This window comes from Streptomyces sp. 3330 (assembly GCF_031456635.1).
GTDB lineage: Bacteria > Actinomycetota > Actinomycetes > Streptomycetales > Streptomycetaceae > Streptomyces.
The window spans coordinates 226638-242349 of record NZ_JAVDVA010000012.1; the positions used below are offsets into that span (position 1 = coordinate 226638).

Annotated in this window: 15 protein-coding genes; 11 read left to right on the forward strand and 4 right to left on the reverse strand. The window is 72.5% G+C overall.

The features are described from left to right. Positions 1 to 380 precede the first annotated feature (380 nt). From J2X68_RS21735 to J2X68_RS21755, 5 genes are all read left to right on the forward strand, one after another. Positions 381 to 1574 (forward strand): spermidine/putrescine ABC transporter substrate-binding protein, encoded by a 1194-nt coding sequence (locus J2X68_RS21735; protein WP_310434188.1) that lies wholly within the window; start codon positions 381 to 383, stop codon positions 1572 to 1574. A gap of 115 nt (positions 1575 to 1689) precedes the next feature. After that, entirely contained in the window at positions 1690 to 2055 is a 366-nt protein-coding gene (locus tag J2X68_RS21740) for a sortase-dependent protein (protein WP_310434228.1), read from the forward strand. Further along, complete coding sequence (locus J2X68_RS21745) at positions 2052 to 2672, forward strand: class F sortase (RefSeq protein WP_310434189.1); 621 nt, start codon at positions 2052 to 2054, stop codon at positions 2670 to 2672. The genes J2X68_RS21740 and J2X68_RS21745 overlap by 4 nt, the downstream gene beginning before the upstream one ends. Further along, on the forward strand, positions 2669 to 3169 hold the full coding sequence (locus J2X68_RS21750; RefSeq protein WP_310434190.1) for an RNA polymerase sigma factor: 501 nt from the start codon (positions 2669 to 2671) through the stop codon (positions 3167 to 3169). The genes J2X68_RS21745 and J2X68_RS21750 overlap by 4 nt, the downstream gene beginning before the upstream one ends. Further along, positions 3153 to 3677, forward strand: a complete 525-nt coding sequence (locus J2X68_RS21755) for a hypothetical protein (RefSeq protein WP_310434191.1) — start codon at positions 3153 to 3155, stop codon at positions 3675 to 3677. The genes J2X68_RS21750 and J2X68_RS21755 overlap by 17 nt, the downstream gene beginning before the upstream one ends. Positions 3678 to 3690: 13 nt before the next feature. Here the strand turns inward: J2X68_RS21755 and J2X68_RS21760 are convergent, their stop codons facing one another. The 3 genes from J2X68_RS21760 to J2X68_RS21770 all read right to left on the reverse strand — a co-directional run bounded on the left by J2X68_RS21760 (position 3691) and on the right by J2X68_RS21770 (position 7570). Then, the gene (locus J2X68_RS21760; protein WP_310434192.1) at positions 3691 to 4848 is read right to left on the reverse strand and encodes a serine hydrolase domain-containing protein; all 1158 of its coding nucleotides are present in this window, start codon (positions 4846 to 4848) and stop codon (positions 3691 to 3693) included. 872 nt (positions 4849 to 5720) lie between these two features. Beyond that, positions 5721 to 6407 (reverse strand): glycerophosphodiester phosphodiesterase, encoded by a 687-nt coding sequence (locus J2X68_RS21765; protein WP_310434193.1) that lies wholly within the window; start codon positions 6405 to 6407, stop codon positions 5721 to 5723. Between the two features lie 26 nt (positions 6408 to 6433). After that, positions 6434 to 7570, reverse strand: a complete 1137-nt coding sequence (locus J2X68_RS21770) for an adenosine deaminase (RefSeq protein ID WP_399040497.1) — start codon at positions 7568 to 7570, stop codon at positions 6434 to 6436. Between the two features lie 331 nt (positions 7571 to 7901). Here J2X68_RS21770 and J2X68_RS21775 point away from each other — a divergent pair, with 331 nt between their 5' ends. Beyond that, complete coding sequence (locus J2X68_RS21775; RefSeq protein WP_310434194.1) at positions 7902 to 8837, forward strand: DUF4190 domain-containing protein; 936 nt, start codon at positions 7902 to 7904, stop codon at positions 8835 to 8837. A 358-nt stretch (positions 8838 to 9195) separates the two neighbouring features. Here J2X68_RS21775 and J2X68_RS21780 read toward each other — a convergent pair whose 3' ends face one another. Further along, positions 9196 to 9756 (reverse strand): NADAR family protein, encoded by a 561-nt coding sequence (locus tag J2X68_RS21780; protein ID WP_310434195.1) that lies wholly within the window; start codon positions 9754 to 9756, stop codon positions 9196 to 9198. A gap of 222 nt (positions 9757 to 9978) precedes the next feature. On the opposite strand from J2X68_RS21780, the gene J2X68_RS21785 reads away from it, so the two are divergent. The 5 genes from J2X68_RS21785 to J2X68_RS21805 are packed head-to-tail and all read left to right on the forward strand — an operon-like array spanning position 9979 to position 15684. Next, positions 9979 to 11493: a gamma-aminobutyraldehyde dehydrogenase gene (locus J2X68_RS21785; protein ID WP_310434196.1), complete on the forward strand. Its 1515-nt coding sequence runs from the start codon at positions 9979 to 9981 to the stop codon at positions 11491 to 11493. A 56-nt stretch (positions 11494 to 11549) separates the two neighbouring features. Then, positions 11550 to 12797 carry a spermidine/putrescine ABC transporter substrate-binding protein gene (locus J2X68_RS21790; protein ID WP_310434197.1) on the forward strand — a complete coding sequence of 416 codons (1248 nt, stop codon included), beginning with the start codon at positions 11550 to 11552 and terminating at the stop codon, positions 12795 to 12797. 5 nt (positions 12798 to 12802) lie between these two features. Then, positions 12803 to 13954, forward strand: coding sequence for an ABC transporter ATP-binding protein (locus J2X68_RS21795; RefSeq protein WP_310434198.1), 1152 nt, complete (start codon positions 12803 to 12805; stop codon positions 13952 to 13954). After that, complete coding sequence (locus J2X68_RS21800; RefSeq protein WP_310434199.1) at positions 13954 to 14883, forward strand: ABC transporter permease; 930 nt, start codon at positions 13954 to 13956, stop codon at positions 14881 to 14883. The genes J2X68_RS21795 and J2X68_RS21800 overlap by 1 nt, the downstream gene beginning before the upstream one ends. Next, entirely contained in the window at positions 14884 to 15684 is an 801-nt protein-coding gene (locus J2X68_RS21805) for an ABC transporter permease (protein ID WP_310434200.1), read from the forward strand. Positions 15685 to 15712: the final 28 nt, after the last annotated feature.

A 15712-nucleotide genomic window follows, 5' to 3' on the forward strand; every position in this document is an offset into this window, starting at 1 on the left:
TACCGGTGTCTGCGCCCGGGGCGGCGCCCGCGCTCGAGCCCGCGCGGGTGCCGGTTCGGGACCGGGTGCGGCTTCGCTGTGGCCGGTCGCGCAGTTCCCCGCGCCCCTCGGGGAGTTCGGCTGAGCGCGCGATTCCCGTGACCGTCGGGCATCGCGGCCGCGCGGGCAGCGTCCCGCAGCCCCTGGGCGGTTCGGCCGGCCGGGGTTTCCCGGGGGCGCCGGACTGCTTGTCGGGGTGGGGAGTTCGGCCCTCGGTCCGTGGACCGGGGGCCGTTTCCTTGTGCTCGTCGGGTCGGTGGTCGACAAGGTGTCGGCTCGCGCGCGGTGTGCTCGACGCAGCGTCGATTGTCCGGGGGTCGGCCTCACGGCATGCTGACGGCGTGCCCCAGACTCCCTCGCGCTCCCGCGCCGTGTCCCGCCGTTCCCTGTTGCGCGCGCTCGGGGGCACCGCCGTCCTCGGCGGGCTCGCCGGCTGCGGGGTGCCCGCCGCTTACGTGCGGCCCGGTGACCGCGCCGGAGCCGACCTCTCCGCCGATGACAAGCGGCTGACCTGGTCGAACTGGCCGCTCTACATCGACACGGACGACGACGACCCCGACCGGCGGCCCACGCTCGACGCCTTCCGCAAGAGCACGGGCATCGCCGTCGACTACGTCGAGGAGATCAACGACAACGACGAGTTCTTCGGCAAGATCAGCCCTGCGCTGATGAACCGTCAGCAGACGGGCCGCGACCTGATCGTCATCAGCGACTGGATGTGCGCCCGGTTCGTCCGGCTCGGCTGGGTGCAGGAGATGGACCGGGCCGCGCAGCCCCACGTCACCGAGCACCTCGACCCGCTGCTGCGGTCGCCCGCCTTCGACCCCGGGCGCGCGTGCACCGTGCCGTGGCAGTCCGGCATCACCGGCATCGCCTACAACCGGCGGAAGCTGGGCCGGGAGATACGCGGCGTCTCGGAGCTGTGGGCGGACGACCTCAAGGGCCGGGTGACGCTGCTGTCCGGTCTGGACGAGGCGTTCGCGCTGCTGATGCAGGGCAACGGCGTGGACGTCACCCGGTGGACGGCCGACGACTTCCACCGGGTCTGCGACGACGTGGAGAAGCAGGTGGGCCGCGGCCAGATCCGCCGCTTCACCGGCAACGACTACACCAAGGACCTGGTCAGCGGCGATGTCCTGGCCTGCCAGGCGTACTCGGGCGATGTCATCCAGCTCCAGGCCGACAACCCCGACATCCGCTTCGTCGTGCCCGAGGAGGGCGCCGAGCTGTGGGCGGAGTCCCTGATGATCCCCAACCTCGCCCGGCACAAGGCGAACGCCGAGAAGCTGATCGACCACTACTACCGGCCCGAGGTCGCCGCCGAGCTCGCGGCCTGGGTGAACTACGTCTGCCCGGTCCCCGCCGCACAGGCGGTGCTCGCCGACTCCGACGACGAGGAGACGGCGGCCCTCGCGGAGAACCCGCTGATCTTCCCGGACGCCGAGATGCGCAGACACCTCGCGATCGCACGGGACATCACCTCCACGGAGCGGCTGGAGTTCGCCCAGCGGTGGAACGCGATCGCGGGGCTGTGACGGCGCTCTCGCCCGACCGGGACTTTGCCAGGTCTTTACAACCCGTCGCCCGGCCGTCTCGTCTCTTCGCTCGATCCGTCAACGGACCGACGAAAGAGAGCGATTCATGCGACTCATGCCGCGAACGGGCCTCGCCGCCCTGGTAGTTGCGGGCACCGCCCTACTGGCGGGCGCGGCGCCCGCGCTGGCCGACGGCGCGACGCCCACGCCGGGCCCCACCACCGGGGGCCGCAGCACGACACCGGCCCCCGCCGAGGACAGCCGCGCCGCGACCCCGGTCCCGGCGCCGACGGAGGCCGGCACCGCTCCGTCCGCCGTTCCGAGCCAGGTCGCCGTGGTGCCGCGGGGCGGGGCCGACACCGGGGTCGGCGAGCCTTCCGAGGGCCACGGCGGGCTGATCGGCGGCGGCGCGGCCGCGGCGTTCGGGGCGGCCGGCGCGGGCTTCTACGTCGTACGGCGCCGGAGGGCGACCGGCGCATGAGCCCGCTCTCCAGGCGCGCCCTGATCCTCTCGGCGCTGGCGGCCCCGCTGGTCGCGGGCTGCGCCGGCGACCCCGCGGAGCCCGCCGCCTCCGGCGCGGCCGCACGGACCCCCGGCGACTCGCCGGCCCCCTCCGTCCGGGCGGCGCCTCCCCTCGCGCGCTCGGTGCCGGTCGGGCTGCGGATCCCGGCCATCGGGGTCGACACCCCGGTCATGCGGCTGGGGCTGGCCGCCGACGGCAGTGTGCGGGTGCCTCCGGTCGAGGAGCACGACCGGGCGGGGTGGTACGAGAACTCGCCGACACCGGGACAGACCGGACCGTCGGTGATCCTCGCCCATGTCACGGTGGGCGGCTACGGGGACGGCGTCTTCCGCCACCTCGACCGCCTGCGCCGGGGCGACCGGATCGGGGCGCGCCTGGAGAACGGCACGACGGCCGAGTTCGCCGTCACCGAGGTGACGACCGTCGACAAGGCGCGGTTCCCGACCGAGGAGGTCTACGGGAACGTGGACCGGCCCGAACTGCGTCTCATCACGTGCGGCGGCCCGCGGTCCGGCGACGGATACCGCGACAACGTGATCGTCTTCGCCGCCCTGACTCCCGCGGGAGAACGTTGAAACGGCCCGCTCGTTCCCGCGAGAGGGCGGCGTCCGAGCTGTTCGCCGCCCTCTACCCGCGCCTGGCCGGCTGGTGCCGCCGTCTCGTCGACGACGACGAGACGGCCCACGAGATCGCCTCGGAGGCGTTCACCCGGCTCTGGGCCCGCTGGACGGCCGTCGCGGAGCCCCAGGGGTTCCTCTACGTCACCGCCGCCAACCTGGTCCGCGACCACTGGCGCAAGCTCGAACGCGAGCGCCGGGCCCTGCGCCGGGCCACCGTCGAGGCCGCCGTCGCCCCGCCCGCCGAACCGGCCGACCCCTCGGTGCGGCTGCTCGTGCAGTCGCTGCCCGACCGGCTGCGCGTCCCGATCCTGCTGCACTACTACGCTGACATGCCGATCCGGGAGGTGGCCGTGCTGACCGGGCGCAAGGAAGGAACCGTCAAGGCCGACCTGCACGCGGCCCGCGAACTGCTCCGCGCCCACCTGAGGAGAAGCCTTGATCACACCCACTGACGACTTCGACGACGGCCCGGACCTCGACCCCGACGACCCCCTCACCGTCATCCTGCGGCCCGTCCCCGGCCACCTCGGCCCGCCGCCCGGCCGCTACGAGGCGATCCGCCGCGGCGCGGTCCGCCGCAGGCTGCTGCGCACCGCGGCCGGGGTGGGCGCGGCCTGCGGGATCGCCGCGCTCGCCGTCCTGCTGCCGCTGCGTCTGACGGCGTCCGACGCCCCCGCGCGCCCCGTGGTCCCGCTCGCCCCGCCGACGGTGAGCCGCCCGTCGACCCCGCCCCCGCCCTCTCCCTCGCCGGCACCGGCCACCGACCGCCCTACCGAGGGGGCCGCGACCCCGGCCCCCGGTCAGCGGAGGTCGACTGCGCCCGTCGACACCGCTGTCCCGACCACGGGCCGCGACGGCCGTAGCGAGTCACCGGAAGCGACCACGGCGAGCGAGCCGGACCGTCCCGCGACGGCCCGGCCCACCCCGTCGTCCGAGCCGACGGCGAGCCCGTCGCGATGAGGCCGCCGGGCCGTCACCTGAGTGCGGCCACCGCGATGCGCTGGGCCACCGGGTTCATGTCCTCGCCCTTCGCGTCCGTGGAGTTGACCGAGTAGACGAGGGTGCGGCTCAGGTCGCGGGTGCCGGCGATCAGCGCGCTGTAGCCGTACCGGGCGCCCGACTTGAGCCAGTAGACCTTCCCCTCGTACGCGAAGCGCTGCAGGCCCGCGCTGTAGGTGGCGCCGTCGATGTGCGCCGGGACCGTGAACATCTCCCGCAGTCGGGGCCCCGGGACGATGCGGCCCCGGAAGAGCGAGGTGAGGAGGCGTTCCAGGTCGGCGGTCGTGGAGATCATGTCGCCTGCCGCGAACCGGTCCGCCTGGTTCCACTCGGTGACGTCCACGAACTCCGTCGTCCCGTCCGCCTGCTGCACGGCCTGGTAGCCGTGGTTGTGCGGGCCGGCGATGCGCGGGTCGGCGCCCGGGAAGTACGTGTCCCTCATGCCCGCGGGCGTCAGGACCAGGCGGGTCGCCTCGGACGCGTACGAGCGGCCGGTCACCTTCTCGATCAGCAGGCCCAGGACCGTGTAGTTGATGTTCAGGTAGTGCTGCTTCGTCCCCGGGCGGAACTCCGGCCCCTTCGCCGCCGCGGACGCGACCACCTGCTGCGGGGTCAGGGTGTCGAAGCGGTGCGCGTACACCTCCTCGAAGGATTCGCCCAGGCCGTCGCCCGCCGGGATGCCGCTGGTGTGGTTGAGCAACTGCCGTACGGTGATCGGCCGGAACTTCCCGCCGAGCAGGCCGGGCAGATAGCGCTGGACCGGTGTGCCGAGGTCGATCCTGTGCTCGGCCGCCAGGCGCAGCACGGCCGCGGCCGTCACGACCTTCGTCGTCGAACCGGCCCGGAAGCGGGCGTCCGGGTCGGCCGGTGCGGCGCTCGGCAGGTCGTGCACGCCCGCGCTGCCGCGCCAGGCGCCGTCGGTGCCCCCGACCCGGACGAGGGCCGCGGTCGCGTCCGGGTCCGGGAGTCCGGTGAGGGCGGCGGCCAGCGCCTTGGCGTCGACGGTGCTCGCGGGGCGGGACGAGGTCGGGGCCGGCGCGGGCGTCGCGAACGCGGGGGCGGCCAGCGGACCCGCGGCGAGAACGGCCACCAGGGAGGCGGCGACGACGGTGGTGCGACGGCGAGCTTGCATACGGGGGCTCCAAGGGAAGGGGTGCGGAGGAGAGGAGGGGGGCGGAGGGGGGCGCGGCGGAGAGGAAGGGGTGCGGAGGAAGGGGTTCGGAGGGCTCGGCACGATCTTCCGCTGGGGTGTCGCCGTCGCGGATCGTCACCGAGGAGGGTGCTCGACCCTGGCGAAACCCTGAGCAACTCGCTTGAAAGCGGCGGCAGTTGCCGGGGGTGTCCCCTACGGGTGGCGGACCGGCGAGCCGGTGGGGGACCGGCCTGGCGCGGGCCCGGTGGCGGCCGGTGGCGGAGCGGGAGTGGATCGCAGGCCGGGCGGGGCGTCGGGCCGGGTGGCGATCCGGGTGCCGGGCCGGGCCGGGGCGGCCGGTGGTCCGGGTGGGCGTCCGGACGGTGGTCCGGGGAGCGAAACGTGGTGTCCGCAGGCCGTCCCGGCCGTCTCCCGGGTGTGATCTCCGACCTCGCCGACAGCGGGGGCCCGGCTGAGAGGGTGCGGGCACGAGGACGTACGCCGACGCCGGCCGGCACGGGCGTGCCGCCGTCGCCGACGCGCAGGCCGGCGACCGGCGGGCGCTCGGCAGACGTGGCAGAACGCGTACTTCCACCTCGCCGGAAGCGTCGCCCCCGCCGTGAACGGACGGGGCGCCGGCCACGGCCTCGGCGTCTGCCCGACGACCTGGGAGGCGGTGGAGGAGGACGTCAGGAGCTGCCCCGGCCAGAGCGCCGGGCGCTGCGGCCCGGTCCGTGACACCGGTGAGTCCGTGACACCGGTGAGGACGACACCCCGGTCCCGCAGTACGTCACCCGCGAGACGCCCGCCGACCCGGCGACGGTCGCTCGGTCCGCGCGCGTGCAGCGGTGCCGGGCCGGGCGGAGGTCCCGTCAGCCCTGGTTGCGCAGAGCCGTCAGCACCTCGATCCGGTTGGTGGTGAGGGAGTCGACGCCCAGGTCGATGAGCCGGCGCATGGAACGGCGGGTGTCGGGGGTCCAGACGGAGAGCAGACAGCCGTCGTGGTGGACGCGGGCGGCCAGGTCCCGGTCCACCAGCGAGAAGCGGTAGTTGAGCCAGCGCGGCTTCACCGCGTCGAGCAGCGCGGGCCGCGGGGGAGCCAGGCTGGTGCAGGTCAGGGCGATCTCGGCGGACGGATCGGCGGCGCGCACGGCGAGCATCGCGGTGGCGTCGGCGCAGTAGTAGACCCGGTCCGCCGCCCCGGCCTCGCGGACGGCGTCCACGATCCGCCGGGCCGTGCGCGCGTCGCGGGTCCCCGGCAGGTCGAGCATGAGCCGGCTGCCGTCGGCCGCCGCGAGCGCCTCCGCGAGGGTCGGCAGCGCGCCGTCCGTCAGCCCGCGCACCTCGGCGGCGGACAGCGACCGCAGCGGGCGGTCCCGTCCCCACAGCCGCTTCAACGTCTCGTCGTGCAGCAGGACGGGCACGCCGTCCCGGGTGAGCCGTACGTCGAGTTCGACGGCGTCCGCGCCCTGGTCGAGCGCGGAACGCAGCGAGTCGACGGTGTTCTCACGGAAGCGGTAGGGGTCGCCGCGATGGGCCACGGCAGTCACGTTGCGCATGGGCCCATTGTGGCGGCCGCCGGTCCTCAGGGGGCGAGCCAGCCCGTCGTGTAGGTCTCGATCTCGGCCTTGATCCGCGCCTTGCCGGACTCGTCCAGGAAGGACGCGTCGACCGCGTTGCCCGCGAGGGCGGCGAGGCCCCGCTCGTCGAGGTCGAGGAGGCGGGCGGCGACCGCGTACTCGTTGTCCAGGTCGGTGCCGAACATGGGCGGGTCGTCCGAGTTGATCGTGACCAGGACTCCGGCCCGGACGAACTCCCTGATCGGGTGCTCGTCGAGCGTGCGGACGGCCCGCGTGGCGATGTTCGAGGTCGGGCACACCTCGAGGGCGATCCGGTGCTCGGCGAGGTGCGCGAGCAGCTTCTCGTCCTGCGCGGAGCTGGTGCCGTGGCCGATGCGCTCGGCCCGCAGGTGGGTCAGCGCGTCCCACACCGTCTGCGGGCCGGTGGTCTCGCCGGCGTGCGGCACCGAGCGCAGCCCGGCGGCGATCGCCCGGTCGAAGTAGGGCTTGAACTGCGGGCGCGGGACGCCGATCTCGGGCCCGCCGAGCCCGAAGGAGACCAGCCCCTCCGGGCGGATCCGGTCGTCGGTGGCGAGCCGCGTCGTCTCCTCGGCGGCCTCCAGTCCGGCCTCACCGGGGATGTCGAAGCACCAGCGCAGCACGGTCCCGAACTCCGCCTCGGCCGCCTTGCGGGCGTCCTCGATGGCGTCCATGAAGGCGAGTTCGTCGATGCCGCGCCGGGTCGAGGAGAACGGGGTGATGGTCAGCTCGGCGTACCGCACCTGCTGGCGGGCCAGGTCCCGGGCGACCTCGTACGTCAGCAGCCGGACGTCCTCCGGGGTGCGGATCAGGTCCACGACGGACAGGTACACGTCGATGAAGTGGGCGAAGTCGGTGAACGTGAAGTAGTCGACCAAGGCCTCGGGATCGGTCGGCACCTTGGAGTCGGGGTGCCGGGCGGCCAGCTCGGCGACGATGCGGGGGGAGGCGGAGCCGACGTGGTGGACGTGCAGTTCGGCCTTGGGCAGCCCGGCGATGAAGGCGTGCACGTCACGGGCGCCGGCCGCCGCGGCCGCGGTGGGACCGGCGGGCGCGCCGGAGGCGGGGGAGCCTTGGCCGGGGGAGCCGGGGGCTGCGGCGGATGCGTCGAAGCGGTCGGTCATGGGGTCCTCCCCGGGACGGCGCCCCGGGCCGAGCGGGCCGGACGGGACGCGGGTGATCGGCTGATCGATGAGTCGGGATCATCGTAGGCGGAGCGGTCGGGAGACGGCCGTCGGCCCCGCTCGCGGCATCGGCCCGCACCGGCCGCCGCCCACCGCACCGGCCGCCGCCCACCGCACCGGCCGTGGGCCGTAGCATGACGGTCCGTACGCAGGGCGGAACGGCGTACGGACGACGGAACGCAAGCGGGAACGCGGGGCCGCGCAGGACGGTTCGCGCACGACCGAACGCCCGGCGGAACGCGGGGCGGAGGGCGACAGAGGGGATCCACGCATGTCCGACGACGCGCCGACTCCGGCCGGTGACGCCGCCCGGGACCCGTGGCCCGCGCCCGCCGCCGACGAGACGGACGGTCCCCGGGACGCGACTCCCAAGGTCCCCTTGGACAAGAGGACGGGCCCGGACGCGACGGACGCCGGCGCGGGTACGGCTACGGTTACGGGCAGGGGCACGGGTGCGGGCACTCCGGAACACGGTGCCGGTCCCGCCGGGCCCCCGGCCGCGCCGGACCCCTGGGCCGCCCCGGGCGACAGCGCGCGGAGCGGGGCCGGCCACACCGTCGCCGCGCCCGAGCCGCTCGCGCCCGCCCCCGGCCCGGCCGCCGGCCCCGCGGACCAGGTGCCACCGACCGTGCACGACCAGCGGACGGTCACCGCGCTGCCCAGCGTGTCCCCGCCGCCCGCGGGCGTCACCCCGCAGCCCTGGGCCACCCCCTTCGGGAGCCCGCCCGTGAACGGCAGCCTCGGCTCCTACCCGCCGCCCCACCCCGGCACGGCGTCGTTCGGCGGCCCGCCCGTCGACCCCTACGCTCCGCCCGGCCCGGGCGGGCCGGTCCCGCCGCCGCCCCTCGCGCCCCACGGGCCCGGCCAGATCCCGTACGGATATCCGGGCGGCTACGGCTATCCGTCCCACATCCCTTACGGGGGCGGCGTGCCGGGCCCCTACGGCTGGCCCGGCGGGATGGCGGACCGCAACGGGATGGGCGTCGCCGGGATGGTGCTCGGCATCATCTCGGCCGTCGGCTTCTGCATGTGGCCGCTGGCCGTCGTGCTCGGCATCCTGGGCATCACCTTCGGCGCGGTCGGGCGCGGCAAGGCCAGGCGGGGCGAGGCCTCGAACCCCGGTCAGGCGCTGGCCGGGATCATCTGCGGGAGCGTGGGCATCGCGCTCGCGATCGGACTGGGCGTACTGGTGATCGCGCAGGGCTGAGACCCCGGCGAGCGCGGCCGCCGCCCGTACGTGCGGCCCGGGCCTTCGCCCGCGTCGGCGCCCAGGGTGGCCGCCGGTGCCCCCGGCCGCCGCTCGCGCTCACGGTTCGGGGCTCCGTCGGCATCCGCAGGCCAGGCCTCCGCCGGCGTCCGCGGGCCTGGCCTCCGCCCCACTTGCGCTCGCACCGCCGCGCTCGGTCTCCCCTCAGGCCCGCTCCCCGAGCGGCGACCCGCCCCCGCGAGCGCCCCGAGCAGCCACCCGCCCCCTGCCGCCGAGCGGAGCCACCCGCCCCAAGCCCCGCCCGCCCCCGCGGTCGCGCGCTCGCACCCGTCGCCTCAGGCGGTCGTCCCCCGGCGCTTCAGGCCTGCGCCCTGAGTCTCTCCCGGGCTTTCATCAGCGCGAATCCCAGCAGGTTCGGGCCCCGCCAGCGCTGGGGGTCCATCGCCGCCTCGTCGTCCGCCGCGAGGCCGATGCCCCACACGCGGTCCACGGGGCTGGCCTCCACCAGCACCCGGTCGCCCGTGCTCAGCAGGAACGACCGCAGTCCGGGCTCCGAGGCGAACTTGTGGACGCTGCCCTCGACCACGATGCGGAACCGCTCCCGCTGCCAGACCGCCTCGTCGAAGCCGCGCACCAGCCGCCCCTCCTTCTTGGCCTGGGCGGGGGACGTCGCGGCCAGCGCCCGCTTCTCCGCTTCGGCGTCCTCGAAGAGGCGGGCCTTCCCGGCCATCATCCAGTGCTCGGCCGTCGCGTAGCCGACTCCGTCGACCACGAAGGGTGACGGCCACCACTGGCTCAGGCAGCTCGAGCCCAGCCGGCCGTCGGGCCTCGGCCGGTGCCCCCAGAAATGCAGGTACTTGATCCTCGCCCCGGCCCCGACCTGTCTGACCAGGGCCTCCCGGCTGTCGATCTTCTCCATGCACGCGAGTCTGGCACGCGCCACTGACACTGCGTCCCGCCTTTTCCGCTCCGACTCGACACCTGGTCGACCCACCGTCGACAGATTCCGTCGCGTAACCAAAAGGCAACAACGGAATCACTTGTTGGAGTGCCCTTGCTCTGTCAGGATCGGCAATCAAATCAAGCTGGAGCTACGCCAGCCGCCGCCGCGCACAGCGGGGCGAAGGCGGAGGAGAGCGACATGCAGGACCGGTTCCCCGCACGGGAGCATTTCGCGGACGGCGCTCAGTACATCGGAGGCCGTCTCAGGCACGGCACATCGGGGCGGACCCATTCCGTGGTCGACCCCGCCACCGGCGAGGAGGTCTTCACCTACCAGCTGGCCGGCGCCGACGACGTCGACGCGGCGGTCGCCGCCGCCCGCGCCGCCTTCCCGGGCTGGGCCGGCGCCACGCCGGGCGAGCGCTCCGACGCGCTGCACCGGTTCGCCGGCGTCCTCGCCGACCGCGCCGAGGAGTTCGCCCGCGCGGAATCCCTCCAGTGCGGCAAGCCGCTGAAGCTGACCCGCGAGTTCGACGTGCCGGGCACGATCGACAACACCGCGTTCTTCGCCGGTGCGGCCCGGCACCTCGCGGGGCAGTCCGCCGGGGAGTACTCGGGCGACCACACCTCCTACGTCCGCCGGGAACCCATCGGGGTCGTCGGCTCCATCGCGCCCTGGAACTACCCCCTCCAGATGGCTGCCTGGAAGATCCTCCCGGCGATCGCGGCGGGCAACACCATCGTGCTCAAGCCCGCCGAGCTCACCCCGCTCACCTCGCTCCTCTTCGCCCAGGCGGCGACGGAGGCCGGTCTCCCCGACGGCGTGATCAACATCGTCACCGGGACCGGGCGGGAAGCGGGTGAGCGCCTCGTCGGCCACCCCGACGTCGCCATGACCTCGTTCACCGGCTCCACCGCCGTCGGCAAGCGCGTCGCCGAGGTCGCCACCGCGACCGTCAAACGGCTGCACCTGGAGCTGGGCGGCAAGGCGCCCTTCGTCGTCTTCGACGACGCCGACCTGGAGGCCGCGGCCAACGGCGCGGTCGCGGGAGCCCTCATCAACACCGGGCAGGACTGCACGGCCGCCACGCGCGCGTACGTGCAGCGGCCCCTCTACGAGGCGTTCGTCGAGCGGACGGCCGCCCTCATGGAGACCGTCCGGCTCGGTGACCCCTTCGCCCCCGGCACCGACCTCGGCCCGCTGGTCTCGCACGCGCAGCGCGACCGGGTCGCCGCCTTCGTCGACCGGGCGCGTGGGTACGCGCGCGTGGTGACCGGCGGCGAGGTTCCGCAGGGGGACCTCAAGAGCGGCGCGTACTATCTCCCCACCCTGATCGCGGACGCCGCGCAGGACAGCGAGGTCGTCCAGTCCGAGATCTTCGGTCCGGTCCTGGTGGTGCTGCCCTTCGACAGCGACGACGAGGGCATCGCGCTCGCCAACGACACCCCGTACGGGCTGGCGGCGTCCGCGTGGAGCCGGGACGTCTTCCGGGCGAACCGGGCGACGCGCGAGATCAAGGCCGGGTGCGTGTGGGTCAACGACCACATCCCGATCATCAGCGAGATGCCCCACGGCGGCTACAAGGCCTCCGGCTTCGGCAAGGACATGTCCGTGTACTCGTTCGAGGAGTACACACAGGTAAAGCACGTTATGTTCGATAACACTGCGGTGGCCCGCAAGCCCTGGCACCGCACCATCTTCGGGGACTGTTAGAGCGACGACGACCGGCCGCCGACCACGGCCGACCCTCCCGAAAGGGCACCACGCGCATGGAGCAGTACGAGCCCGACCGCCTGAGCCCGGCCCAAGTCGCCGCCATGCGGCGCAGCCTCCGCAACGGCAGGGCGGCGATGACCCGACGGTCGTTGCTGCGCGCCTCCACAGGAGGCGCCCTGGCGCTGGGCGGCCTCGGCGCCCTCAGCGCCTGCGGGATCCCCGCGGCCGGCAAGACCGAGGGCGGCACGTCCGCCGACGACCACTCGGCCGAGGAGAAGACCGTCAGCTTCTCCAACTGGACCGAGTACATGGACGTCGACGAGAGCGGCAAGCACCACCCGACGCTGGACGCCTTCACGAAGCGCACCGGCGTCAAGGTCAAGTACACCGAGGACATCAACGACAACAACGAGTTCTTCGGCAAGATCAAGCCGCAGCTCGCCGCGGGCCAGGACACCGGCCGCGACATCATCGTCCTCACCGACTGGCTGGCTGCCCGACTGATCCGCCTCGGGTGGGTCCAGAAGCTGGACCCGTCCCACCTGCCGCACGCCTACGCCAACCTGTCGGCCCAGTTCCGCAGCCCCGACTGGGACCCGGGCCGGGCGTACTCGTACCCCTGGCAGGGCATCTCCACGGTGATCGCGTACAACAAGAAGGCGCTGGACGGCGTCGAGGTGAAGTCGGTCTCCGACCTGCTCGACAACCCCAAGCTCAAGGGCCGCGTCGGCTTCCTCACCGAGATGCGCGACAGCGTGGGCATGATGCTGCTCGACATGGGCAAGGACCCGGAGAAGTTCACCGACGACGACTACGACGCAGCCATCGCCCGCCTCCAGAAGGGCGTCGACAGCGGCCAGATCCGCCGCTTCACCGGCAACGACTACACGTCCGACATCACCAGCGGTGACTTCGCGGCCTGTATCGCCTGGGCCGGTGACGTCGTCCAGTTGAAGGCGGACAGCCCCGACGTCGACTTCGTCATCCCGGACAGCGGCTACCTGACGTCCAGCGACAACATGCTGATCCCCAACAAGGCACGTCACAAGACGAACGCCGAACGGCTCATGGACTACTACTACGAGCCCGAGCCGGCCGCCGAACTCGCCGCGTACATCAACTACGTCTGTCCGGTGGACGGCGTGAAGGACGCGCTGGCGAAGATCGACGAGGATGCGGCGAACAACCCGCTGATCATCCCTGACAAGGCCATGCAGGCGAAGTCCCATTCCTTCCGCTCGCTGAGCTCGAAGGAAGAGACCGCCTACGAGGCGAAGTTCGCGAAGCTCACAGGGGCGTGACGACGATGAAGACGACCGACAGCGGCAGCGGCGACGTCCGCCTGACCGGCATCAGCAAGACCTACGGCTCTTTCACCGCCGTCCACCCGCTCGACCTGACCGTCCCGCAGGGCTCCTTCTTCGCCCTGCTCGGCGCCTCCGGCTGCGGCAAGACCACCACTCTGCGCATGATCGCCGGTCTGGAGGAACCTTCCTCCGGGACCGTCCACCTCGGCGACCAGGACGTGACGGCGCTCCCGCCGTACAAGCGGCCGGTGAACACCGTCTTCCAGTCCTACGCCCTCTTCCCGCACCTCGACATCTTCGAGAACGTCGCCTTCGGCCTGCGCCGGCGCGGCATCAAGAGCGTGAAGAAGCAGGTCGAGGACATGCTGGAGCTCGTGCAGCTCGGCGAGCAGGCCCGCAAGAAACCGCACCAGCTCTCCGGCGGCCAGCAGCAGCGCGTCGCCGTGGCCCGCGCGCTGATCAACCACCCCAAGGTGCTGCTCCTCGACGAGCCCCTCGGCGCCCTCGACCTCAAGCTGCGCCGCCAGATGCAGCTGGAGCTCAAGCGGATCCAGACCGAGGTCGGCATCACCTTCGTGCACGTCACGCACGACCAGGAGGAGGCCATGACCATGGCCGACACCGTGGCCGTGATGAACGCGGGCCGGGTCGAGCAGCTCGGTTCCCCCGCCGACCTCTACGAGAACCCGAACACCACCTTCGTCGCCAACTTCCTCGGCACGTCGAACCTCATCGAGGCCGAGGTCGACACCAAGAACGGCGACGACATCGTGCTGAAGGCGGGCGGCGGCAAGCTCGTCCTGCCCGAGTCGCGCTGCTCCGCGCCCACGACGACCGGCGGCAAGGTGCTGGTCGGCGTCCGCCCGGAGAAGATCTCCCTCACCCACGCCGACGACGCCGGCGAGATTCCCGAGGGCCGCAACCGCATCACCGGACGGATCGCCAACTCGTCGTTCATCGGCGTCTCCACCCAGTACGTCATCGACAGCACCGTGTGCCCCGAGTTCGAGGTCTACGCCCAGAACGTCGACCGCGACGCCCGGCTCACCCCCGGCGCCGAGGTCGTCCTGCACTGGAGCCCCGCCCACACCTTCGGCCTGGACGCCGCCCAGGACATCGACGCGGGCATCCAGGAAGAGGCAGCGGTCTGATGGCGACGCTCACCGAGGCGCCTCCGCCTCTCTCCCCGACGGCACCGGACACGAAGCCGCCCCGCAAGCGCGGGCGCTGGACGCCGTACTGGCTCCTCCTGCCCGGCCTGCTCTGGCTGCTCGTCTTCTTCGCGCTGCCGATGATCTACCAGGCCTCCACGTCCGTGCAGACGGGCTCGCTGGAGGAGGGCTACAAGGTCACCTGGCACCTCGCGACCTACTGGGACGCGCTGAGCGAGTACTGGCCGCAGTTCCTGCGCTCGGTCCTCTACGCGGCCGCCGCCACGATCCTGTGTCTGGTGCTCGGCTACCCGCTGGCCTATCTGATCGCCTTCCGGGCGGGTCGCTGGCGGAACCTGATCATGATCCTGGTGATCGCGCCGTTCTTCACCAGCTTCCTGATCCGCACCCTCGCCTGGAAGACGATCCTCGCGGACGGCGGCCCGGTCGTCGGCGCTCTCAACACCCTGCACGTCCTCGACGTCACCAGCTGGCTCGGCTGGACCGCCGGCGACCGGGTGCTGGCCACCCCGCTCGCGGTGGTCTGCGGTCTGACGTACAACTTCCTGCCGTTCATGATCCTGCCGCTCTACACCTCGCTCGAGCGCATCGACGGCCGGCTGCACGAGGCGGCCGGGGACCTGTACGCCAGACCGGCCACCACCTTCCGCAAGGTGACCTTCCCGCTGTCGATGCCCGGCGTGGTCTCCGGGACGCTGCTGACCTTCATCCCGGCGGCCGGCGACTACGTCAACGCGGAACTCCTCGGCTCGACGGACACCCGCATGATCGGAAACGTGATCCAGACGCAGTTCCTGCGGGTGCTGGACTATCCGACGGCGGCGGCCCTCTCCTTCATCCTGATGGCCGCGATCCTTTTCATGGTGACTCTCTACATCCGCAGGTCCGGGACGGAGGATCTGGTCTAAATGCCCTTCGTCAACTGGCTCAAGCGCCATTTCGTGGTCATTGCGGGACTTCTCACGCTCGCCTATCTCCTGCTGCCGAACATCGTCGTCACGGTGTTCTCCTTCAACAAACCGAAGGGCCGCTTCAACTACCAGTGGCAGCAGTTCTCCACCGACGCCTGGCAGGACCCCTGCGGGGTCGCCGGGCTGTGCGGATCGCTGTCGCTCAGCCTCCAGATCGCCGTCTGGGCGACCATCGGCGCGACCGCCCTCGGCACGATGATCGCCTTCGCGCTCGTGCGCTACCGCTTCCGCGCCCGGGGCGCCGTGAACTCGCTGATCTTCCTGCCCATGGCGATGCCCGAGGTCGTGATGGCCGCCTCGCTGCTCACCCTGTTCCTCAACCTGGGTGCCCAGCTGGGTTTCTGGACGATCCTCATCGCGCACATCATGTTCTGCCTCAGCTTCGTCGTGACGGCGGTGAAGGCGCGCGTCATGTCGATGGACCCGCGTCTGGAGCAGGCCGCCCAGGACCTCTACGCCGGGCCGGCGCAGACGTTCCTGCGCGTCACGCTGCCCATCGCCGCCCCCGGGATCGCCGCGGGCGCGCTGCTCGCCTTCGCGCTCTCCTTCGACGATTTCATCATCACCAATTTCAACGCGGGCTCCACCGTCACCTTCCCCATGTTCGTCTGGGGTTCGGCGCAGCGCGGAACGCCCGTTCAGATCAATGTCATCGGTACGGCCATGTTCCTGATCGCCGTACTGTTCGTACTGACCTCGATGGTCATCGGAAATCGCCGCAACAAGCAAAAGGCGTAAGCGCAAGAGTCCGTAGGGAGTTGAAATC